Annotated in this window: 24 protein-coding genes; 5 read left to right on the top strand and 19 right to left on the bottom strand. The window is 42.8% G+C overall.

Going from position 1 to position 23,137, the window contains the following annotated elements; translation table 11 throughout:
• Positions 1–7 precede the first annotated feature (7 nt).
• The 4 genes from VHA01S_RS05300 to VHA01S_RS05285 are packed head-to-tail and all read right to left on the bottom strand — an operon-like array spanning position 8 to position 3,167.
• On the bottom strand, positions 8–412 hold the full coding sequence (locus tag VHA01S_RS05300; RefSeq protein ID WP_023403324.1) for an ExbD/TolR family protein: 405 nt from the start codon (positions 410–412) through the stop codon (positions 8–10).
• Between the two features lie 35 nt (positions 413–447).
• The gene (locus VHA01S_RS05295) at positions 448–1,005 is read right to left on the bottom strand and encodes a MotA/TolQ/ExbB proton channel family protein (protein ID WP_023403323.1); all 558 of its coding nucleotides are present in this window, start codon (positions 1,003–1,005) and stop codon (positions 448–450) included.
• Positions 1,005–2,384 carry a MotA/TolQ/ExbB proton channel family protein gene (locus VHA01S_RS05290; protein WP_023403322.1) on the bottom strand — a complete coding sequence of 460 codons (1,380 nt, stop codon included), beginning with the start codon at positions 2,382–2,384 and terminating at the stop codon, positions 1,005–1,007. Before VHA01S_RS05290 ends, VHA01S_RS05295 begins: the two co-directional genes overlap by 1 nt.
• Before the next feature lie 3 nt (positions 2,385–2,387).
• Complete coding sequence (locus VHA01S_RS05285; RefSeq protein WP_023403321.1) at positions 2,388–3,167, bottom strand: DUF3450 domain-containing protein; 780 nt, start codon at positions 3,165–3,167, stop codon at positions 2,388–2,390.
• A gap of 481 nt (positions 3,168–3,648) precedes the next feature.
• Here VHA01S_RS05285 and yegD point away from each other — a divergent pair, with 481 nt between their 5' ends.
• Positions 3,649–5,001, top strand: a complete 1,353-nt coding sequence (gene yegD / locus VHA01S_RS05280) for a molecular chaperone (protein ID WP_023403320.1) — start codon at positions 3,649–3,651, stop codon at positions 4,999–5,001.
• Positions 5,002–5,122: 121 nt separating this feature from the next.
• Positions 5,123–5,293, top strand: coding sequence for a hypothetical protein (locus VHA01S_RS18320; RefSeq protein WP_023403319.1), 171 nt, complete (start codon positions 5,123–5,125; stop codon positions 5,291–5,293).
• 28 nt (positions 5,294–5,321) lie between these two features.
• Here VHA01S_RS18320 and VHA01S_RS05275 read toward each other — a convergent pair whose 3' ends face one another.
• The 13 genes from VHA01S_RS05275 to VHA01S_RS05215 form a co-directional block, all read right to left on the bottom strand.
• Positions 5,322–6,425 carry a S1 family peptidase gene (locus tag VHA01S_RS05275; RefSeq protein WP_023403318.1) on the bottom strand — a complete coding sequence of 368 codons (1,104 nt, stop codon included), beginning with the start codon at positions 6,423–6,425 and terminating at the stop codon, positions 5,322–5,324.
• A 297-nt stretch (positions 6,426–6,722) separates the two neighbouring features.
• The gene (gene efpL / locus VHA01S_RS05270; protein WP_023403317.1) at positions 6,723–7,295 is read right to left on the bottom strand and encodes an elongation factor P-like protein EfpL; all 573 of its coding nucleotides are present in this window, start codon (positions 7,293–7,295) and stop codon (positions 6,723–6,725) included.
• A 205-nt stretch (positions 7,296–7,500) separates the two neighbouring features.
• Positions 7,501–8,721 carry a M20/M25/M40 family metallo-hydrolase gene (locus tag VHA01S_RS05265; protein ID WP_023403316.1) on the bottom strand — a complete coding sequence of 407 codons (1,221 nt, stop codon included), beginning with the start codon at positions 8,719–8,721 and terminating at the stop codon, positions 7,501–7,503.
• 558 nt (positions 8,722–9,279) lie between these two features.
• Positions 9,280–9,492 (bottom strand): transcription antiterminator/RNA stability regulator CspE, encoded by a 213-nt coding sequence (cspE, locus tag VHA01S_RS05260; protein WP_021714528.1) that lies wholly within the window; start codon positions 9,490–9,492, stop codon positions 9,280–9,282.
• Between the two features lie 674 nt (positions 9,493–10,166).
• Positions 10,167–10,610, bottom strand: a complete 444-nt coding sequence (locus VHA01S_RS05255) for a F0F1 ATP synthase subunit epsilon (RefSeq protein WP_023403315.1) — start codon at positions 10,608–10,610, stop codon at positions 10,167–10,169.
• A 15-nt stretch (positions 10,611–10,625) separates the two neighbouring features.
• Positions 10,626–12,011 carry a F0F1 ATP synthase subunit beta gene (atpD, locus tag VHA01S_RS05250; protein ID WP_023403314.1) on the bottom strand — a complete coding sequence of 462 codons (1,386 nt, stop codon included), beginning with the start codon at positions 12,009–12,011 and terminating at the stop codon, positions 10,626–10,628.
• A 29-nt stretch (positions 12,012–12,040) separates the two neighbouring features.
• Complete coding sequence (atpG, locus tag VHA01S_RS05245) at positions 12,041–12,910, bottom strand: F0F1 ATP synthase subunit gamma (RefSeq protein WP_023403313.1); 870 nt, start codon at positions 12,908–12,910, stop codon at positions 12,041–12,043.
• Between the two features lie 46 nt (positions 12,911–12,956).
• A complete protein-coding gene (gene atpA, locus VHA01S_RS05240; protein WP_023403312.1) occupies positions 12,957–14,498 on the bottom strand; it encodes a F0F1 ATP synthase subunit alpha in 1,542 nt (513 codons plus the stop codon).
• Between the two features lie 9 nt (positions 14,499–14,507).
• Positions 14,508–15,059 carry a F0F1 ATP synthase subunit delta gene (locus VHA01S_RS05235; protein ID WP_023403311.1) on the bottom strand — a complete coding sequence of 184 codons (552 nt, stop codon included), beginning with the start codon at positions 15,057–15,059 and terminating at the stop codon, positions 14,508–14,510.
• A gap of 11 nt (positions 15,060–15,070) precedes the next feature.
• A complete protein-coding gene (locus VHA01S_RS05230; RefSeq protein WP_023403310.1) occupies positions 15,071–15,541 on the bottom strand; it encodes a F0F1 ATP synthase subunit B in 471 nt (156 codons plus the stop codon).
• A 67-nt stretch (positions 15,542–15,608) separates the two neighbouring features.
• Positions 15,609–15,845 carry a F0F1 ATP synthase subunit C gene (gene atpE / locus VHA01S_RS05225; RefSeq protein ID WP_004730405.1) on the bottom strand — a complete coding sequence of 79 codons (237 nt, stop codon included), beginning with the start codon at positions 15,843–15,845 and terminating at the stop codon, positions 15,609–15,611.
• Positions 15,846–15,890: 45 nt separating this feature from the next.
• Positions 15,891–16,658: a F0F1 ATP synthase subunit A gene (gene atpB, locus VHA01S_RS05220; protein ID WP_023403309.1), complete on the bottom strand. Its 768-nt coding sequence runs from the start codon at positions 16,656–16,658 to the stop codon at positions 15,891–15,893.
• Position 16,659: 1 nt separating this feature from the next.
• A complete protein-coding gene (locus tag VHA01S_RS05215; protein WP_023403308.1) occupies positions 16,660–17,061 on the bottom strand; it encodes an ATP synthase subunit I in 402 nt (133 codons plus the stop codon).
• A 634-nt stretch (positions 17,062–17,695) separates the two neighbouring features.
• Between VHA01S_RS05215 and VHA01S_RS05210 the strand changes: the two genes are divergently transcribed.
• Positions 17,696–18,178: an arginine repressor gene (locus tag VHA01S_RS05210; protein ID WP_023403307.1), complete on the top strand. Its 483-nt coding sequence runs from the start codon at positions 17,696–17,698 to the stop codon at positions 18,176–18,178.
• A 145-nt stretch (positions 18,179–18,323) separates the two neighbouring features.
• Positions 18,324–19,415 (top strand): DUF3541 domain-containing protein, encoded by a 1,092-nt coding sequence (locus tag VHA01S_RS05205; RefSeq protein WP_023403306.1) that lies wholly within the window; start codon positions 18,324–18,326, stop codon positions 19,413–19,415.
• A gap of 104 nt (positions 19,416–19,519) precedes the next feature.
• Here the strand turns inward: VHA01S_RS05205 and VHA01S_RS18315 are convergent, their stop codons facing one another.
• The gene (locus tag VHA01S_RS18315) at positions 19,520–19,678 is read right to left on the bottom strand and encodes a hypothetical protein (protein WP_023403305.1); all 159 of its coding nucleotides are present in this window, start codon (positions 19,676–19,678) and stop codon (positions 19,520–19,522) included.
• Positions 19,679–19,916: 238 nt separating this feature from the next.
• Complete coding sequence (hpf, locus tag VHA01S_RS05200) at positions 19,917–20,273, bottom strand: ribosome hibernation-promoting factor, HPF/YfiA family (protein WP_023403304.1); 357 nt, start codon at positions 20,271–20,273, stop codon at positions 19,917–19,919.
• Positions 20,274–20,946: 673 nt separating this feature from the next.
• Between hpf and VHA01S_RS05195 the strand changes: the two genes are divergently transcribed.
• The gene (locus VHA01S_RS05195) at positions 20,947–23,025 is read left to right on the top strand and encodes a DUF4962 domain-containing protein (RefSeq protein ID WP_023403303.1); all 2,079 of its coding nucleotides are present in this window, start codon (positions 20,947–20,949) and stop codon (positions 23,023–23,025) included.
• Positions 23,026–23,137: the final 112 nt, after the last annotated feature.

Genomic DNA, 23,137 nt, shown 5'->3' with positions numbered 1-23,137 from the left:
ACAGTCTCTATTTCGCCACAGTGGCAAGGGCAATTTTTTCGATACCAGCACCTTTTACGCCGTCCATCACTTCCACCACAGTACCATTAAAGGCAAACTTATCGGCTTGAATCACCACGGATGCATCGGGTTTATCGATAAGTAAGTTCTCTAGCGTTGCTTGCACGCGCTCTATATCGATTAAACGTTTGTCGATATAAACCAAGTTATTGTCGGTAATTGCGATAAAAATGCCGGCATCTTGCTGACTAGTTGCATTGGCCGCTTGCGGGCGGTTCACTTCCACCCCTGACTCACGCACAAAAGAGCTGGTCACAATAAAGAAGATCAACATGATAAATACGATGTCTAGCATCGAGGTCATATCCACTTGCGCTTCATCATTGCGCTGGCGACGTCGTCCTAATCTCATTTTAATAAACCTTTAAAAACTGGGTTAGCATTTGGCTAACCGGTGTGGGTACGTAACAAGCGTTCTAAATGCAATTGCTTACGCTCTGCAAGCCCACACAATCTGGAATAAATAAACATACTCACTAGCGCGGCCACCATGCCCGCCATAGTAGGGATGGTCGCCATTGAGATGCCAGCGGCCATTAAGCGCGGCTCACTATTGCCTTGCGCGGCCATCACATCAAAGACAGAAATCATGCCGGTCACTGTCCCTAATAATCCAAGCATAGGGAATAAAGAGATCAACACTTTCATCAGCGACAATGACTTATTTAAATTAAGTTCTGATTCCGATAGCCAAGCTTCTCGCTGCGACAGAGCAAACCATGAATGGCGGTCACTGCGCTGTTGCCACTTTGAGACCCATTGCTGTTGATACTTAGGAAACACCCACACAAAATACATCACCCTATCGAGCACCAACACCCAAAAAAACAGCATCACAAAGGCAAGCCACCATAAAACGGGGCCGCCTCGAAACATCAACTGCTCAATAGAACCGTAAATGGGGAGATCCGTTAAGGTAGTCCAAAATGCCAATACGTCGCTCATTACGCACGAACCTCTTGGCTAGCACCTTGCGCGTCAGGTTGAGCAAGTTTTCTTTGCTGGGCTTGCTCAGCTCTTTGGGCAACTAAGCCCACGCCTTGCTTCTCGATGATATTGCGAATGCCTTCTGACAAGCTAGACAGCATGTTGTGCACCAATAGCAATGGCATAGCCGCAATAAGGCCAAGTACTGTCGTGATCAATGCCATGGAAATACCACCCGCCATAATACGAGGATCAGCGTTACCAAATTGAGTAATGGTTTGGAAGGTATCAATCATGCCTGTTACCGTACCCAATAGCCCTAACATTGGCGCAATGGCGGCCAATAACTTAACCGTAGAAATGCCTTTTTCTAAGTTTTCTTGCTCATCCATAACCGCTTCCAGTAGACGCAGTTCAAGGGCTTCAATTGTGGGGCTTTTATCCTCTTGATGGACCAAGATAACGCGACCTAGAGGGTTATTTGAGGTTGGATTATCCGTATGTTTCAGCTGTTTTGATATCTTCGACTTAATAGAAATCAAAACAAGTGCGCGGTACAAACCTATAAGCAAACCAATCAATAGCAAACCGATAATAATTTTACCGACAATGCCGCCCTGCTCAATGCGTTGTAATAACGTTGGATTGTTGGCAAGTTGCTCTAGCAACGCCCCGCGAGTAGCATCAACGGCAATCATTGGCGTGCCACTGCTAATGTCCATGCTCGACAGGAGCGGATGCTCAGGCTGAACGCTGTAACTGGTCGCCATCTGCTTAGCGGCATCCCAAGCCAAATAGCCATTTTCATCCGCCAACGCAAATGCGCCCATACGCAGCACTTGTTTTTGGGAAATTTCACCCGCTTGGTTCACATAAGGGATCGTCACCCGTGTTGCCTGCGAGCTAACTTGTATTTGGCGAGCATAAGCGCGCCACAAACCATACAGCTCATCTTTTGCCGGAATAGATTTCGCATCGATAATGCCAGACACCAAAGCAAGATCGCTCTCTAAACCAATCGAGACCACTGAGCGCTGCTGTTCCATTTGTACATCTTTGGCCGCTTGACGTACCACGCCAAAAATCTCACCTAAACTGCCGGTGGCTAAGGTCAGTTGCTTCTCTTTATCAGCTAGTGTTTGCTCGTTACTTTGGAAAGTATCGCTGAGCGTTTCAATCTCTTTATTAAGTTGAGTGCGCTTGGCTTGCAAAGCTTTTAACTCACGTTTCAGCTTGGCTTCTGTAGCTGCAAACTCACCTTCACGCTGCTTATTGGCTTTTTGCTCAGCGGCTTTAGCTTGCGTGGTTTGATTAAGCAGGCTTTGGTTGGCATAACTTGGCGCCGCGCTCAATAGCATCGCCACGCTCAGCGTCATTATGGCTAGGTAGTGTTTCATTGATTACTTCTCCTGGCCTTGGGTTAACGATACAGGTAATTCAAGCAGCGACGGCGAGGCTTGCTTGGCGGCAATATCAAAGGCTTTGTCAATGTCATGTCCGACACTGCTATTTTGCTCAAGCCACACTTTTTGATTGGCATCCCATGCCCAGTATCTTTGACGATCGTTAGAACGTGCCACCAAAGAGATGCGCCCTAGGTATAACTGCTCAACAATCATGGATTTACCTGCAAATTGAATCGCGCCCGTATAGGCACCCATCTTAGTGCCGTAATCCATTTCAATTTGGTAGGCTTCTAAAATACGACGATATTTTTCTGCATCACTGATATCTGCTTGCGTCATCATATGTTGCAGGCTAGCCAGTCGCTTCGCGCGCGCCTCTGTTCGGATAGGACGATCGTTGGCATTGATACCTTCAAGGCCGGCTAACATTTCATACATCAAAGGCACAATGCTCTGGCGCGTATCATCAATTTTTGAAATTTGAGAATCGTAACTGGCTAACTCTTCGGTTTGGCTAGCAATCAAACCATTAAGGTGCTGATGGTAGACCTCTAGGTTATGCACTTCGCGTTTAAGAGCGGCGATGTCAGCTTCTAGCTGAATAGCTTGTTGGCTGCTTTTAAGCACCTTTTTTTGACTGTTTGCCGCACTGCTAGTGATTTGAGTCTCTATTTTTTGCGACTTTTGTAATGTGGCCTGCGAAGAGGCGAAAACGAGCGAGCTGAGCATAGATAAGCCCGCGACGACCAGAATTCGCACTGTATTGTGGTTCATAAGGTTCTCATTAAATCTTTGATTTAGCTTGCATTGAATACGGAAATACACTTTGAGACAAACGCTCAGTACTATTATTTAGTGGAGTTATATAATAATACCTGTCGTACAAACACTTTGATCTCACCCCATTGTTTACGAAAATATGTCTTCAACTCAGTCTAAAAAGTCAAAATTGTGACACAAACGCAAATGAGAAGCGGTATTGTTTACGATAAGTGGCCGCTATCTTAGAGATTGCCATCATTTGATGCAATAGAGATTTCACCTATCTGCTTATTTACACTACAAAATTTCCATATAAAGCCAACAAAACTATTTCTCTAGACCCAAAGTTGTCATCTTTAAGATTGTAGATAAATATCATTTTTTCTGTGCGAACAAATTACGCTTTTATTAATTCAGTGATTTTCTTGACCCAATCCGTCGAAACAGTGTTTAATTGCGCCCCTTTCTAAAAAATAGACCTTTGGAGAACATTATGGCAATCGGCTTTGACTACGGCACAGCAAACTGCTCAGTCGCACACATTATCGATAACCAAGCCGTTCATATTCCATTGGACAACAATCAGAAATACATTTCATCAACTCTATGTGCACCCACCTCAGAATCCATATCTGAGTATCTGTTTCGTCGCAAAAATATCCGTCCAATCACCGAGCATGGTGAAGCTATCTTAAAGCGTGCTATCCGTAGCAACCAAGAAGAAGGGATAGACGTGATGGAAGAAGATATCTTGTTTGGTCAAGCTGCGCTCGACCTCTATTTGCAAGAGCCAAAAGATGTTTACTACATCAAATCACCAAAATCCTTTCTTGGGGCTCGTGGTTTAAAAGAGGTGCAACTCGCATTTTTTGAAGATTTGGTGTGTGCCATGATGGAAAACATCAAATCTCAAGCAGAAACTTCACTTGAGCGCTCCATCACCGACACGGTTATCGGACGTCCGGTTAATTTTTTGGGGCGAGGCGGAGAAAAATCTAACCAACAAGCTCAAGATATCTTACTGCGCGCCGCAACCCGAGCGGGCTTTAAAAACATTGAATTTCAATTTGAACCTGTTGCGGCGGGGCTTGATTACGAAAGCACCTTAACAGAGAATAAAAACGTGTTGGTGGTGGATATCGGCGGCGGTACCACCGACTGTTCAATGATTCAAATGGGGCCGGATTGGCTCGGCAAAAGCGATCGCACACAAACTCTGCTTGGGCATACAGGTCAACTTGTGGGTGGCAATGATTTGGATATCCATATTGCCTATAAACAGTTTATGACTGAGCTAGGTAAAGGCGGACGTAAACTTTCTGGACTTGAACTGCCTATCAGTCAGTTTTGGCATTCTATCTTGATTAACAACGTGCAAGCACAGCGAGAGTTTTACGCCAAAGAGAATCTACCCGTGCTTAAACAATTGCAACGTGAAGCGGTTGATCCTGCCAAACTGGCGCGCATGATTGAAGTCCATCAAGGCGCGCTTGGCTACAGCATTGTCTCTGAGGCAGAAAAAACTAAAATCGCCCTTTCTGAAACCGATAACTATTTAGCACAAATCAAACTATTATCAGAAATTATCGAAGTGCCAGTGCTACAGCGCGAAATGGAAGAAGCCATCAAGGTGCCACAAGAGAAAATCACTAAACTGGTGCTCGAAGCGGTGAATCAATCTCAAATTACCCCTGATGTGGTATTTATGACGGGCGGATCTGCGCGCTCTACAACTCTGCAAAACGCCGTGAAATCAGTACTACCGAATATCCCTATTGTCAGTGGGAACTATTTTGGTTCAGTCACCGCAGGCCTCGCTCGCTGGGCAGATGTTTGCTTTAAATAAAAATAATGTTGTGATTTTTGCGTGCTTGCTCATTTAAGTCTACGATTATAACAATTGTGTTCTGCCAATCCTTATCAGAATAGGATTGGTTGTAACTGGGCGGTTGATATTTGAGGGACGTATGAATATAAAGCCAATACAATTTGTTATCTTAGGTGTAATTGTCGGCTTCTCAATGAATGGTTTGTACGATATGGCGCAAGAAGCACGCTCTACCAGCATGGTACAGCAAAGCGCACAGCAGAAACCAAATACATTTTCTAACTGTACGGTCGACGCTAAAAATTCATAAGCACGCTGATCTAGCGTGCTTTATCACATTAACCGCGTTGCTTATTTTGTAGCAGTCGTCGGCCAACTATCAGGGCCAGTAACCAAGCCCAAGATAGCGTCCCACCAGACTCTTCTAACAAACTAGAGGTTGAGTCGTCTTCTGGGGTGTAGTTTTCTCGATCAAATTCGGTGACCACGGTTTGCGGCGTTTCTCGCCCAGCTAATACGCTATCAATCCAATCTCGATACTCTGCAACTTCGGTGTACGCTGATGAATAATCAGCGCTTGGATCGCCACATTGCGAAGGACCAAAACTGGTAATTCCGACTTGAATATACTCACTGCCGTTGTACCAAAACAAAGGGCCGCCAGAATCACCACCACAGGTGGAATTACGCAGTTGAGAATCTAGGTCAATATCACCTTGCAAACACAGCTGTTTATCACTGATATTGGCCGAATCACAAGCTGAGCTAGACAGTATCCTTTGCGTCACCCCTTGCAGGATATTATCGTTATCACTATTTGAGCGAGTATAACCGTGCCCAATGGAGAGCATTTCGGTGCCCACTACATTATAAACACTGGCATCGGCTAATGAGGCTAACTTTGTGTAGTCGGAAGCCGATACTGCCATCGGCTGTTCCAGCTTGATAATAGCGATGTCATCAGGCCAACTTAAAGTCGCACTATCAATGAAAGTGCTCGGATAATAAAACTCACTGGCTCGAATTAAATCCACCTTAGGAAGTAGGCCAACCGCACTTTTGACTTGCTGTTCATTTTGCAGTTGCGGCGCAACCGAAGTGTAGGTGTAGTAGTAAGAGTCGCCTTCCACACAGTGCGCGGCTGTTAAAATATGATATTGGTCGAGGATAGTGCCGCCGCAGTAGTTTTGATACAGACCTGACGTATCGAGCTGATCAAAGTACACACTGGCAAACGATGGGTACATTTGTACGGAAATGGGAGTGCCATTCACAATGTAAGTGCTTGCTTCGCCTTCGGTTGAGTGCGCGGCAATAGGGCTCACAGCAAGTGCAGTAACTATGGATATTTGAGATAGGGATAGTTGAGATAGGGATATTTGAGATATAGATAGGTTCGTTCTAGAGATCCTAGATATAGCAATTTGCAGTGATTTATACATATACGACTCCGTAAAATAGTGCCCCTACCTAATAGCAATCGCAGTAAATATGGTTCATCCGAGCTTATTAAAATGTAGGTCTTGCAAATCAGTCTCACACCAAATAAACATCATCGCAACAAATTTAACAGTTATTCATAAATATAGCGTTGCTCTTGCACATTTGCACCACAGCACTTAAGTTGTTTTACCCCTTTTGTCTTTTGTAAGATCAAAAAAACGCAGCGCCTTACAGCCACTGCGTTTTCAGATTATTAAAGCTAATTCTGCGAAACAGAAAGTACCTTTAATAGAGATTTATTTGTCAGCACGACCCATAAATGCTTTGTCAGAAGTGTTCACGCGAACCTTCTCACCGCCAGCAATGTACTCAGGAACCTGAATAATAAGGCCTGTAGTCAATGTTGCAGGCTTAGTACGCGCTGCTGCTGATGCACCTTTGATTGAAGGGTCAGTTTCTACAATTTCCAATTCCACAACTGAAGGAAGCTCAAGTGCTACTGGGCTACCGTCAACAAGCAGTACGAACAGACCTTGTGTCTCTTCGTTAACAAATTGCAGTTCTTCTTCAATGCTTTCTTTATTGAAGCTGTATGGGGTGTAATCTTCGCTGTCCATGAACACATATTCATCGCCATCAACGTATGAGAAAGTCGATGGGTGACGGCTGAAATCAGCAAGGTTAATGATTTCATCGGCTTTAAAGCTTTCATCGGCTTTAGCACCTGTCGCTACGTCATACATACGCATGCGGTATAGGCTTGCTCCAGCACGACCACTTGGCGTTAGTTTGTTAATTTCTTTAACGAAGTACACTTTACCGTTGTGCTCAATCGCAGCACTTTTTTTGATTTCACTTGCCTTAGGCATTGTTATTCCCTTGTCTCATTTAAGATCTTTCCAGCCAGAGTATACAAGGTCAAAAAGGGTTGATCATCCTCTACGATCAAATTGTCAGAAATAGCGACAAAATCTGAACCTTGACGGGTATTGACTGGCTTATAGAACGAAAAAACGCTCGAATATCATTCGAGCGTTGATCTATTTATTATCGATGATGAAGCATCACTCTCGATTAAAGAGTATCTAATCGGATGTGGCTGTTTTTCAGATCATCTTGGCGAATGCCTTTGCCTTCATTCATGCTATTGAAGTGACGAAGTAGCTCAGTGATCGCTTCGATAGAGGCTAGCAAATCACCTGTATGCGCAGATTCTGATGAAGTGTGCATATTACGGATAGGATAACCAATAGTGATTGCCGCGCTGTCTACGCCTGCAAGCGCTGCCGCCATGCCGTCTGTACCCATATCACGGCCAGAGAAGTCTAGTTGGCACGGAATGCCTTTTTCACGACATAGAGCATCCATGGTTTGCACTAAGTATTCAGATGATACTGAGCCGCGTCCAATGGTAAAGCCTGCACCCATTTTCAATGGATTCATGTTACGACTGCCAATGCCAGGCGCTGCTTCGTAATCGTGATTAACGTCGGTTGCAATCAGGATGTCAGGTTTTAGCTCGCCCACAACTTGTGTTGAACCAAAGCGACCAATCTCTTCGTGAGTTGCAATAGTATAAAGAACGCGAACGTTATCTAGACCTTCTGCCGCTAGAGTACGCGCAATCTCAGTCACAGAGAAACAGCCCAGACCGTTATCAAGGTAAGCGCCGTAGAAAGTATCTGCCGCTACGCCACGTTTGATAGGACGATCTAACAAGATTGGGTCACCCACACGTAGACCTAATGCTTCAACTTGCGCTTTACGTTCTTCACCGTGCATTTGTAGCTCTAGGTAGATAGATTCAGGTTTAATGCCCTGAGTACCGCTACGTTGCGCAGGAGTAGAGAAGTGAATGGCACCAAGCGCTTCAACGGTTGCGCCTTTGATCGTTTTGTAAGATCCAACATTTTCAGGATCTTGACAGAAAACTTGTACTTCATGACCAATCAATGTGGTCGGCAAGAAAGAATCGGTGTTGATCCACACTTTACCATCTGCATCAATTTTACGAACTTGCATGCGGATTTTATCAGCGTGACCCACGATCATAACGCTAGTTAGATCATCACGACCTGGATGAGAATCGAAAACAATGCTCGCGCTGCCTTTAAATTGATGAACACCCCAGCCTTGTGGCATGAAAGATTCAAATTCTGGTTTGATCACGCCGTAGCTCATTGCCGCTTCAAAACCGATTGGTGAAGGAGCAGAAAGTACTTTAGACATGAACTCAAATTGTTGTTGTGGCATAGGCTGTGCCCATGGCTGACTTTGATTGTTTTCTGTAGTCATTGGTCATTCTTCTTTGGATTTACTGATGGCAGCTAAATTAATACCTGACGCCAATGAATTCAAGGGATTTACGCATAACTCACGATTTGATAAGCACTGTCATGCTTATAAATGACAATAGGGAATTGTTTGAAATTGGAAATAAACGAGGAGTAGAGCTGAAATATTAACTCAAAGCGTTCTGGATCACGAAAACGGCTTGAGTCCACATTTTTTACTATCAACTAATAACGATTAATTAGCTGACTTTTTTAAATTTTGAGCTAGTTTGAATACGCAGTTTTTGAAACCAAAAACGTTTGCGTCCAATAGAACGAGACATAAAATTTCCTTAAATATTGATTATCCTCTCTTTGCAGACGCAATAATGCTGACTGAAATTGATAGGTTGGGTTTTATTTATATTGATGTAGCGAAGAAAATAACTAACTAGACGAACATTTACAGCTTGCAGATGTGTGACAGGTTTTTACTTGCGGTGTTACGATATAAATGATTAATAGGTGTACAACGAAAAGTTAGCGTAGATGATCACAGACCATCTACGCCGACTAAAACTTAGATAGCTACAACGTCAGCAGCTTGAAGGCCTTTTTGACCTTGCTCAACTGTGAAAGACACTTTTTGGCCTTCAGCTAGAGTTTTGAAACCTTCAGAAGCGATAGCACGGAAGTGAACGAATACGTCCTGGCCGCCATTGTCTTGAGTTAGGAAACCGAAACCTTTCTCTTCGTTAAACCATTTTACGATACCAGTAGTTTTGTTAGACATAATGTGTCCCTTATTTTTAAAATCATATTTATTCGCGAAATTGCGAGACGCTGAAATTTTGAATTATTTAATGCTACGATGAAGCTAAGGAAACACTGAGGATGACTACACAAACGAAGGAATTCTGAGGGTTTTGCTTTTACTTTATATTTCATTAATAACTCTGAATTACAGAGTGAAATTGGATACTACACTAATTTATCAGGCTGTAAAGCCTTTAATTTCTTCGTTATCGATGTTTTTTTAACTCATTCACATAAACACTCATTAACGAAGTCGTATTTTAGAACGCGCTATATTTTGCCATTCAAACTAAAAACCGTTCTATAAACAAGTTGTTAGTCGTTGCCATATAACATATGCAACTTACCGCTCATCACTAACCAAAATAAATCGATAGTGAATACGAGAAAGGTGTAAATATTTGTGTTTTGTATATCGCAGAAAGGAAAGAGCCTCAGAGAGAGGGTGAGTCACCTGAGGCCTTAGGGGATCAGAACTACTACTGCTCTGAAGTTTCTCTGCTAAAAGAACCGGTATTCCCTTGGTAAGTCTTACGTTCGACTGCTTACATAGGGAGGCCAACCTGTCGGTAAGAGACAACAAGCCAGCCTATTAACTGATACCAACTCAAGAGCGAACTCTCAAGTTGGTATAAATGAGTCCTAGGACTCTTAGTGGCGAGAGTGTGGGCCGGTAAGCTCCACAGCTCGCAACTGGGCAATGGCTTTCGCTAGTTCAAGCTGAGCTTGAGCAAAGTTAGCGTCCATATCGCCTTTATTGATGTTTTCTAATGCAGCACGTTTTGCTTCTTCTGCGCGAGCACGGTCAATGTCTTTACCATGCAAAGCAGTATCTGCTAGAACTGTGACTACATTTGGTTGCACTTCCACTAAGCCGCCAGAAACATAAAGCACTTGCTCTTCTTGTTTCTCGCCAGTAACAAATACTGTTACCCCTGGCTTAATTTTGCTAAGAAGTGGCGAGTGACCTGGGCGAATACCCAGCTCACCATCAGCGCCTGAAACCGCAAGGGCATGTGCAGGCCCTGAAAACAGCGTACCTTCCGCACTTACGATGTTAAGTTGAAATGTATTCTCTGTAACTCCGATAGCCATAATGCACTCTGCCTCTTAGATAGTTTTCGCTTTTTCAAGCACTTCATCGATAGAACCACAGTACAAGAATGCTTGTTCTGGGATATCGTCGTATTGACCGTCTAGCAAGCCTTTAAAGCCTGACAGTGTTTCGCTTAGAGGTACGAACACACCTTTTTGACCAGTAAATACTTCTGCTACGTGGTAAGGCTGAGTTAGGAAACGTTCAATCTTACGAGCACGAGATACAGTTTGCTTATCTTCTTGAGATAGCTCATCCATACCTAGGATAGCGATGATATCTTTAAGTTCTTTATAACGTTGTAGCGTTGTTTGAACTTTTTGTGCCACGTTGTAGTGCTCTTCACCAACAACTAGAGGATCTAGCTGACGTGAAGTTGAGTCTAGTGGATCGATTGCTGGGTAAAGACCTAGCGCTGCGATGTTACGAGACAATACAACTGTTGCATCCAAGTGAGCAAACGTGGTTGCTGGCGATGGGTCAGTCAAGTCATCCGCAGGTACGTATACCGCTTGGATTGAAGTGATAGAACCTTGGCGAGTTGAAGTGATACGCTCTTGCAGAACACCCATCTCTTCAGCCAGTGTTGGCTGGTAACCTACCGCTGAAGGCATACGGCCTAGCAGTGCTGATACTTCTGTACCCGCAAGTGTGTAACGGTAGATGTTATCGATGAATAGTAGTACGTCACGACCTTCATCACGGAAACGCTCAGCCATTGTAAGACCTGTAAGCGCAACACGTAGACGGTTTCCTGGTGGCTCGTTCATTTGGCCGTAAACCATGGCAACTTTGTCTAGAACGCCTGCTTCTTTCATTTCGTAGTAGAAGTCGTTACCCTCACGAGTACGTTCACCTACACCAGTAAATACTGATAAACCTGAGTGAGCTTTCGCGATGTTGTTGATAAGCTCCATCATGTTTACGGTTTTACCTACACCAGCACCACCGAACAGACCGATTTTACCACCTTTAGCGAATGGACAGATAAGGTCGATAACCTTAACACCAGTCTCTAGTAGCTCAGTGCTGTTTGCTTGATCTTCATAAGAAGGTGCAGCACGGTGAATTTCGTAGTTTTCTTTCTGACCAATCTCACCACATTCATCGATAGGTTCACCTAGTACGTTCATGATACGACCAAGTGTTTCTTCACCTACTGGAACTGTGATTGGAGAGCCAGTGTTCTCAACTTCAAGACCACGACGTAGACCATCAGAGGTACCCATCGCGATACAGCGAACGATACCGCCGCCCATTTGTTGTTGAACTTCTAGTACTAGCGAACCAAGTGCATCGCCTCGTACTGTTAATGCGTCATAAACGCGTGGACCGTTGTTGTGGCTGAATTCGACATCCACCACCGCACCGATCACTTTTACTATTTTACCAACACTCATGTCTAAATCCTCAAATTCTTTTCCGAACCCTATACCGCTTGGGCGCCTGAGACGATTTCACTCAGTTCTTGGGTTATGGCAGCCTGACGCGCTTTGTTGTAAATCAACTGTAGGTTGTCAATCAGTTGACCAGCGTTGTCGGTGGCCGCTTTCATGGCTACCATTCGGGCTGCTTGCTCACACGCGATGCTCTCTACGATGCCTTGGTACACTTGCGACTCTACGTAGCGGTGTAGCAATTCAGAGAGAATGTCTTTTGGTGCTTGCTCGTAGATGTAGTCCCAGCGACGTGCTTGTTTAGCACTTGCATCTGCTTCTACATCTGACGGGTGTGGCAGCAATTGTACTGTCGTTGGGTCTTGCACCATGGTGTTGACGAACTTGTTGTAAACCAAATACAAACTGTCGATCTTACCTTCATCATAGTGTCCCAACATCGCGTTAACAGTACCTAGGATATCTTCCAATTTTGGAGTATCACCTAGGCCAGCCGTTTGCGCTACGACGTTGCCAGCACGTTGGAAGAAGTTGATAGCTTTCGAACCAATCAAAGTGGTATCGACTTCTACGCCCTTCTCACGCCATTGCTGCATGTCATCCAATACTTTCTTGAACAAGTTGTTGTTCAAGCCGCCACATAAGCCGCGGTCAGATGAAATGATGATGTATGCAACACGTTTTGGTTCACGCTGTTGAAGGTACGGGTGTTGGTATTCCAACGAACCCGACGCGACATGAGAGATAACCTGACGCATGTTCTCAGCATATGGGCGAGTTTGCTCCATATGGTCTTGAACTTTACGCATCTTACTTGCCGCAACCATCTCCATTGCACTGGTGATTTTCTGAGTGTTACTAACACTGCCTATCTTGGTGCGAATCTCTTTAGTATTTGCCATTATCTGCTCCTAATTTGTTTCGATTTCTAGTCAACAAACCAGAGCTTTATAATGACTGAACTGAGATAAAGCCTTTCAGTATTTCGTGTAAACCCGCTTCAGTTTCGTCGTTGTAGTCGCCTGTAGCATTGATAGTAGCCATCAATTCTGGGTTTTGGCTGTTCGCGTATGCCAACAACTCTGTCTCGAAATAACCGATCTTAGAAAGCTCTACATCTGCCAAGTAACCTTTCTCTGCTGAGAAGATAACAACAGCTTGATCAGCCACTGACATTGGCGCGTATTGCTTCTGTTTCATTAGTTCAGTTACACGTTCACCATGGTCAAGCTGTTTACGAGTAGTCTCATCTAGGTCAGAAGAGAACTGTGCAAACGCTGCCAATTCACGGTATTGAGCCAATGCAGTACGGATACCACCAGACAGTTTTTTGATGATCTTACACTGAGCAGCACCACCAACACGTGATACAGAGATACCTGGATCAACCGCTGGACGTAAACCTGAGTTAAACAGTTGAGTCTGAAGGAAAATCTGACCATCTGTGATTGAGATTACGTTAGTTGGTACGAACGCTGATACGTCACCCGCTTGGGTTTCGATGATTGGTAGAGCAGTTAAAGAACCTGTTTTACCTTTCACTTCACCGTTAGTGAATTTCTCTACGTAAGCTTCGTTTACACGAGCCGCACGTTCTAGAAGACGGGAGTGGAGGTAGAATACGTCACCAGGGAATGCTTCACGGCCCGGTGGACGTTTAAGTAGTAGCGAAATTTGACGATAAGCTACTGCTTGTTTTGATAGATCATCATAAATGATAAGTGCATCTTCACCACGGTCGCGGAAGTATTCGCCCATAGTACAACCAGCATAAGGTGCTAGGTATTGAAGTGCAGCTGATTCAGAAGCTGATGCTACTACTACGATAGTGTTTGCAAGAGCGCCGTGCTCTTCAAGCTTACGTACTACGTTAGCAATAGTTGATGCTTTCTGACCAATCGCTACATACACACATTTGATGCCAGAATCTTTCTGGTTAATGATTGCATCGATCGCCATTGCTGTTTTACCAGTTTGACGGTCACCGATGATTAGCTCACGCTGACCACGGCCGATTGGAACCATTGTATCAACGGCTTTATAGCCAGTTTGAATTGGTTGGTCTACAGATTTACGTTCGATTACACCCGGTGCAATAACTTCTACTGGGTTTAGTTGGTCAAAGCTGATTGCGCCTTTACCATCGATTGGCTCACCAAGGGTGTTTACCACACGACCAAGTAGACCGTTACCTACAGGCACTTCCAAGATACGACCAGTACCTTTTACTTTCATGCCTTCAGAAAGGTCTGTGTAAGGGCCCATTACAACGGCACCTACAGAGTATTGCTCAAGGTTAAGTGCAAGTGCGAACTTACCACCTGGCAATTCAATCATCTCGCCTTGCATTACGTCTGCAAGACCGTTGATTGTGATGATGCCATCACGAACAGAGACGATAGTACCTTCATTGCGAGCTTCAGTGCTCACACTAAATTTTGCGATACGCTCTCTGATCAGATCGCTAATTTCGTTTGAATTTAATTGCATATCTGTTACCTATCTCGCGTGAAGTTGACTAGCTAGTCGGCTGATTGATGTGTTCACTGAACCATCGATGATTGTTTCGCCAGCTTGGACGACAATCCCGCCTACCATCGTGTTATCTAGCACTTGCTCTAGTTCAACTCGACGCTCTAATTTTTTCTCAAGCGCGGCAGTTAATGCCGTAACTTGCTCTTGTGTAAGTGATTCTGAGCTTGTGACAGTCACAGGAATAACACGTTCATGTTCATCCTTTAGCTCGGTAAACAGGTCATACAACTCTCTTACAACCGAAAGGCGGCCATTTTCTGCCAGGACTTTAATTAGGTTTACGACATGTTCGTCAACTAGTCCTTGGCAAACCTCAATCATGATATCGGCCAGTGTTTCGGCTTGCTGTGCGCCTGCACCTTGTGCTGAAGAAATTTCACTTGCGATGGTTTCTTCTTCTGCCACAGCTACAAGAATTGACAGCATTTGTTGCCATTCTTGTAACTTGTTTTCGCTCAAAGCAAAGTCAAACGATGCTTTGGCGTAGGGATGAGCAATACTTGTGTACTCTGACATATTGCCTCCGCTTAGATTTCACTTATCAATTGATCAACTAGAGCTCGGTTCGCTTCAGAATCCAGGTTCTTACTAATCAACTTCTGTGCACTTTCAATTACAGCGTCTGCCATTTTCGCCTGAAGTTCTTGACGTAATTTTTGACGCTCGCCTTCTAATTCGGCTCTACCTTGTTCTAAGATGCGTGCTTTTTCTTGTTCAGCTTCTTGCTGAGCTAAGCTAATGATTTCACTACGGCGTTTGTTGCCTTGTTCAACCATTTCAGTCACATTGCGTTTTGCATCTTCGATGAGTTGAGCGCCATTTGCTTTAGCTATTTCTAGCTCTTTAGCTGCATTTTCTGAATGGCGTAGGCCTTCAGCAATTTCTTTTTGGCGCTCGTCTAACATCGCTGTGAGAGGTGGCCATACATATTTCATACATAGCCAAACAAAGATCACGAATGAAATTGCTTGTCCGAGCATGCTTGCATTTAAGTTCATACCTTCACCACTAAACTAAATTTTGAATACTTATAAATCGTTCTTTTTTAAGCTTGTAAAATTTGAGTTAAGCTACTGCGAAGATGATGTATAGACCGATACCAACACCGATCATCGGTACAGCATCCACAAGACCCATCATGATGAAGAATTGAGTACGAAGCATTGGTGTTAGGTCAGGTTGACGTGCTACACCTTCAAGGTATTTACCTGCTAGGTTACCGATACCAGATGCTGCACCTGCCGCACCAAGACCGATCAGTAATGCACCTGCTACATATAAAACTGCGCTTACGATATCCATTTGTATCTCCGATATATAAATTTGTTAATTAAATCTGGTTAATAATTAGTGTTCTTCAGTTGCCATGCCTAAGTAGACGATGGTTAGAACCATAAAAATAAATGCTTGTAAGAAAACGATTAAGATGTGGAATAGAGCCCATGGAACACTTAGTGCCCATTGCATCCACCATGGCATTAATGCAATCAGGATGAAGATCATTTCACCCGCGTACATGTTTCCGAATAATCGTAAACCTAGTGATATTGGTTTTGAGATTAACGTTACTAATTCAAGAACAAGGTTTACTGGGTATAAAAGCGGATTATCAAATGGCTGAGTTGTTAACTCTTTAATAAACCCTTTCAGTCCCTTGTGTTTAAATGTGTAAGTTAAAAGCAGAATAAATACACCTAGTGCCATCGACATTGGGATATTTACATCCGCTGTCGGTAAGTCTCTAAAGTGTGTAAAGCCCATGGCTTGAGTAAGCTGTGAAATTAAATCGATAGGTAGTAAGTCGATTGCATTCATTAACAGCACCCATACAAAGGTGGTTAATGCCAAAGGACCAATCAATTTATCTTCTGCCTGGAAAATCTCTTTTACTAGATTATTTACAAATTCAAACGTAACTTCGATTAAACATTGAAAACGTCCAGGAACGCCGCTGGTTCCTTTTGTTACAACATATCGAAAAGCGCCAATGAAAAGTAAACCTGTGATCCAAGACACCAACATAGAATCTATGTTCAATGCCCAGAAACCATCACCTGCAGTAAAGAAAGTTAAGTGGTGCTCTATATAGTCATGAGCAGTAGTAATATGTTCCATACTACGCGTACTCCGATGTATGTGAGCCGATAATAAACGGCGCAAAGAAATATCCAATCATAGTCACTACATACGCTTCTAAAATAACTGGGTTATCTAGTCCGAAGAATCGGAATGCAACGATAAACATTACAAAGGTATATATAAGTTTTACTACACGACTCATTTGCATAAGATCGCGCAAACTATAATTAGGATTTTTTTGAACCTTAAGGCTTGCATATATAAAACCGATTAGCGGTGGGATCATCGCAATAACGACACCCAATGCTGCAGATTCCATATCTACTTTATTACCGAAAATAACTTCAAATAAAACTACACCGACGGCTAATACTACTTGGCAAAGAACAACTCTTTTTGCAGCAACAAGAATGTCACCACTGATTCCATCCAGCCTCATAATAAACCTCGTATTTGGCAGTTAAACTTAATATAAAGAACAGTCGAAAATGACTCGTTATTAATAACTTGATTCTTGGCTGCTCTCTATACATCCCCACGAAATCTCGCCATATAAAACTCATTGGCTATAACTTCGATACCGTTAAGTTACGCCTAAAATTCCGTGATCAAAATACCAAATATCGACATCAATCATTCCATTTATGATAATCGTGTCACTTTATTATGAAACAAAGCATCTGACACTAGATGCGGTTATAAATAAACCAAAGTTATTCAAGAGGTTGCACAATAAGATAAGTTCAGGCTAATTAAGATAAGGATGCTTGCATTATTGGAAGGTAATAATTCATATATGAAATATGGTAATCTGCGCAATTTAGTAGATATGGTCATCATCTTTGATCAACAAATTAACGTAAATTCAGTGGCTTAATAAGCAATAATAATCCAACAAAACTCACTATTTATCCAACCCATTAAGGGTGGATAAATATATGCAACACATTGATTACAAATGAAAAATATTTTCTGATTCAGTGATCTTGTTCAAATACCATTTTTCGTTTCAATGTTAGTATCCGCCACAAAATAATTCACTTAATTTAACGCCCTATAAAGGTAGAAGCTCTATGGACACCCTCACATTAAATCGCATTCAAAATAAAGACCGCACTCTCGAAAGCGTATGTAAACAAGTCCTACAAAATAATAGCTTTTATAATCAAAGTGAATTGAGAAAAAGCTTAATTGAACATGGCTTTGAAGGAATCAGTCAATCTACGGTATCTCGTTTACTGTGCCAGCTTGGTGTTATTAAAGTGGCTAATTCTGTTGGTAAAAAAGTTTACTATTTAGCCCCAGAAAGCAGCCCTATCCGTTTTAACTCCTCGATTGCCTCTCAAATAGAATCCATTGAGCACAACAAAGCGATGGTTGTAGTCAAAACTAAACCCGGTAGTGCACAGCTTATAGCGCGACTGATCGATTTTGACACTGACTCCTCTATCTTAGGCTCAATAGCGGGTGATGATACTGTTGTGGTTATCCCACAAGATGTCGACAATATCGAGATGTGTAAAAGTGCGGTATTAAATATATTGGATTTTAACTAATCGTTTCGTCGTTCTTTATATAGTGCCGATTGCGCTAGAGCCTATTTTGTAAGTGCTAATACGATTAAAGTTAGGATAGCACTTTAAATAGCAACTAAAATAAAGCTAAGTATTGCAGCAGCTTTTAGCAAAAAGGTTCATATACATGCTAAAAAACCGACGGCATTTCATCGGCACACTTATCGTGCTCATTATTGGGGTTGGTTTTTATTGGCAATCCCAGTCTCACGCGCCAGCAAGCTACCGTTCATCCGCCGATATTATTAAGCACACTTACGAGCGAGATCTGTTCACCTTATCGGCGTATAAAAAAGAGCACTATGGATTGCGTATGTTTAGGCAAACGCAAGATCCTAAATACCTGCCACTGGTTCGACAAAACATCGCCGATATTTCGATTAAGCTTAATCAGTTAGCAAGCGATCTCACCATTAACCAATCATTAGATAAATACGCAGAGCAAAGATTGAGTGAGTACCGCCAAAGTAACGGCGAGCGCAGTCAAAGACGATTACAAGTCACCCAAGACAAACCTGAGTATTTTTACCTAGGGTTAGATCTGCTGCATTATATGGCGCGAATTGACGGTTATGGATTACAGCATAAAGATGATGCGCTGTTTCGTCAGCAGTTAAAGGGCTATCCTTTTCAAGCGCTATTTACCGACCAAGAAATGACCAAGGCATGGGCGGCGCAACTGGCCAACCAAGCGTATTGGTTAAAACAGTTACAGCTCGGTGATTATGTAGAGCTATTTACCCAAACTCTGCAGCGTACCTATCCCGATAAAGATGATAGACAGCTCACCACTGAACAATATGAAAACAAAATCTACGGAATGACACATCTGATTATCGCCGACTCAGGCTATTATCAGCGTCAGGTCAATGAGCAAGATCATCCTTGGATTTTTGCCTATTTCAAACAAAACATTGACGATATTATCGCTAACACCAAACAAGACGTGATTTCAGAAGTGGGTATCAGCCTTCTTTTAGCCGGATTAGACAATGATCCGGCAGTAGAAAAGGCGCGTCAGGCTATCCAACACTCTATCGACAAACAAGCAGGCTTAGTCCCTTCCGCCAAAGGTAGCACCGACTACAGCCACGGCGAACACCGCAACCTCCTAGCAATCCTACTCCTCGATTGGCACACCCCAACACCCGGCCCAAACACCACCACAACCCCAGACCTATTCACCCCCCTCCCCTACGGCTTACAAAAGAAACCGTAAGTGTAAAAGCGGGGTCAGGTCTTGAAATTTGCAGTGGCAGGTTTGCCACTGCAAATTTCAAGACCTGACCCCGCAATACCAACCCCGCAACAACCCCGCACACATTAGAAATCTTCAAACACATCATCAACGTAGCCAAATGCCACTATTGACTGGTTTAAACCGTAGAAAAAGTACTCGGCGATCATCAATACCATTAAAATGATGACCAGTAGCGTTGCACCTTGCTTAAATCCATTTATAAAACCCATCTCATAACGCATAAGCAGTTCAATCCTTTGAATTTGCTAATAATTTTTATGGATAGTAATGGTTAATGATTGGTTAAAAAAGAGTTATAAATAAAATGTGTGATATGACCAGTTTGACCTTTATAAAGTCAAATCTGCATCACTTTTTAATGTAATAGATGCAATGAGGGGGTCAGGTCTTGAAATTTGCACGGGGCGCTTTTAGCGCCCCGTGCAAATTTCAAGACCTGACCCCCTTTAGAGGAGAAAATTAAACCAGCTTCATTTCTTGGATGATGTCAGAAGCAATTTCAGGTTTGGTGCTGGTTGGTTTTTCGTGTAGGTCTGATTTTAGTTGGCCTTTACGGTTTCTTAGGCCTACATCGAGTTTTTTAATTGCTGCTGTGATGGCTGGATACATCACATCGTTGGTGGACTTAGCGGAAACTCGGACACCTTCATAATTAGTGAAGACTTCAACTTCGTGATGGCCGTGCTCTTTAGTAATAATGATGTCGCAGCTAATCAGTTGAGGAAAGTGGCTTTCTATCTTATCGAATTTGCTTTCTATTTCGACGCGTGAATCTTCGGTAATTGATACATGATGTGTTTGAATATTTACTTTCATTGTCGCTACCTTTGTTATCACTCTATGGTTTAAACTTAGCAAACAACAATGGCTTTCACCAAGAATCCTCGCAGACATCTGTGATTCACTTCTTTGTAATAAAAAATTCTTCTCTTCTACCCTTGAATATCCATTGTCATGACAGCATATTTTGGTCGCGAACAATTTATCTTGTTGCAATAAAGGGGTCAGGTCTTGAAATTTGCATATGCAAATTTCAAGACCTGACCCCTTTGCTAATAAGTGTAACAAAAAATATTCCTCCCTCCGCGTTCTGTGTTTACTATCATATGAAAAGTATTACTTATACTCACTGAATTTACTGATATACGAACGGTATTGCATTATGGCTTGCAAGCAATACAAGGCTAAGTGCGTATAGAAAATCAATAACCTATCGCAGTAAGAACAGGCTTTCTTCAGTCTATAGTAGGCAACATATAGACCACGCATACTAGGCGCTATCTATTTGAAATAACCAATAGAAGTAGCAGAATAAACGCAATATTCTTTTTATCTTGAGTGGTAAAGAATATTCAGACCTGCGGTAGAGGTCACAAATTTGATCATTTATTGAAATGGTAATCGAGATCATAACTTAATTGTATTACAATAAGGTTTATCAGATTTTTATTTGTTCCCCCAACACTACGATTTATTCACGGGAGTTCGTATGAGCAACGACAAAGCACTTGATGCTATCAGAAAGATGAAGCTAGAGAATGATACGTCAGCAGGTAACTTAGTAGACCTACTGCCTATCGAAGTACAAAAGAGAGACTTTGATCTATCATTCTTGGATACTCTTTCAGAAGCACGTCCACGTCTTCTAGTTCAAGGTGCTGACCTTGCAGAGTTTAAGGCTAAAGTAAAAGCCGATCCTTCTTTCTGTATGTATGATGATTTCATCAAGAACTCTACTGAAAAGTTCTATGACACTGAACCATACGACGAGCCTCAAGCATACCCACCAGAAACAGTAGGTAAAGCTTCTCTTTGGCGTCCTTACTGGCGTCAAATGTACGTAGATTGCCAAATGGCAATGAACGCGACTCGTAACCTATCTATTGCTGGTATCGTTAACGATGACGACGCTCTAATTGCAAAAGCAAAAGCTTGGACTCTAAAACTTGCTACATACGATCCAGATGGCGTGACATCTCGTGGTTACAATGACGAAGCGGCTTTCCGTGTTATTGCAGCTATGGCTTGGGGTTACGACTGGCTAAACGCACACTTCACTGATGAAGAGCGTGAAATCGTTAAGAACGCACTGATCACTCGTCTAGACGAAATCATGCACCACCTTAAAGTGACAGTTGATCTACTGAACAACCCACTTAACAGCCACGGTGTTCGTTCTATTTCTTCTGCTATTATCCCAACGTGTATCGCGCTTTACCACGATCACCCTAAAGCAGGCGAATACATTGCTTACGCACTAGAATACTACGCAGTACACTACCCACCATGGGGCGGTGAAGACGGCGGTTGGGCTGAAGGTCCTGACTACTGGAACACACAAACTGCATTCCTAGGCGAAGCATTCGACCTATTGAAAGCATACTGTGGCGTAGACATGTTCAACAAAACATTCTACGAAAACACTGGTGACTTCCCACTATACTGCATGCCTGTTCACTCTAAGCGCGCTAGCTTCTGTGACCAGTCTTCAATTGGTGACTTCCCTGGTCTAAAACTGGCTTACAACATCAAGCACTACGCGGGTGTTAACCAAAAACCAGAATACGTTTGGTACTACAACCAACTTAAAGCTCGTGATACTGAAGCGCACACTAAATTCTACAACTTCGGTTGGTGGGACTTTGGCTACGACGATCTTCGTTTCAACATCCTTTGGGATGCACCAGAAGAGAAAGCGCCTTCAAACGATCCATTGTTGAAAGTATTCCCAATCACCGGTTGGGCTGCATTCCACAACAAGATGACTGAGCGCGAAGAACACATCCACATGGTATTCAAGTGTTCTCCATTTGGTTCAATCAGCCACTCTCACGCTGATCAAAACGCATTCACTCTACATGCATTTGGTGAAACTCTTGCTTCTATCACTGGTTACTACGGTGGTTTCGGTGTAGACATGCACACTAAATGGCGTCGTCACACGTTCTCTAAAAACCTTCCACTATTTGGCGGCAAAGGTCAGTACGGCGAGAACAAGAATACTAAGTTTGAAGGTCACCAAGATCGCTACTGTATTGAAGCCGGTGGTAACATCACTGATTACGATACAGAATCTGATATTAAGATGATCGAAGGTGATGCAACTGCATCATACAAATTCTTCGTACCTGAAATCGAATCTTACAAACGTAAAATTTGGTTTGTACAAGGTAAAGTATTCGTAGTTCAAGACAAAGCAACTCTTTCTGAAGAGAAAGACATGACTTGGCTAATGCACACTACTTTCACTAACGAAGTGGCTGAGAAATCATTCACTATCCGTGGTGAGAAAGCGCATCTAGACGTGAACTTCATCAACGAATCTGCTGACAACATCACTTCTGTGAAAAATGTTGAAGGCTTCGGCGAAGTTGACCCATACGAATTCAAAGATCTTGAAATCCACCGTCACGTTGAAGTGGAATTCAAACCATCTAAAGAACACAACATTCTGACTCTTCTTGTTCCTAATAAGAACAACGGTGAGCAAATTGAAGTGTCTCACAAACTTGTTGGCAACACTCTTGAGCTAACAGTTGATGGCGAAACAGCAACTATCGAACTGTAATTATTTCGATAAGCTAAAGTAAATGTGAAAGGCTCTAGATATTGCATCTAGAGCCTTTTTTATTGCATAAGATTTACTAACTGAGTTAACCGCCCGTTATGTTTCTATAACG

It is taken from the genome of Vibrio halioticoli NBRC 102217, assembly GCF_000496695.1.
GTDB lineage: Bacteria > Pseudomonadota > Gammaproteobacteria > Enterobacterales > Vibrionaceae > Vibrio > Vibrio halioticoli.
This window is presented reverse-complemented; position numbering and strand designations above follow the sequence as displayed.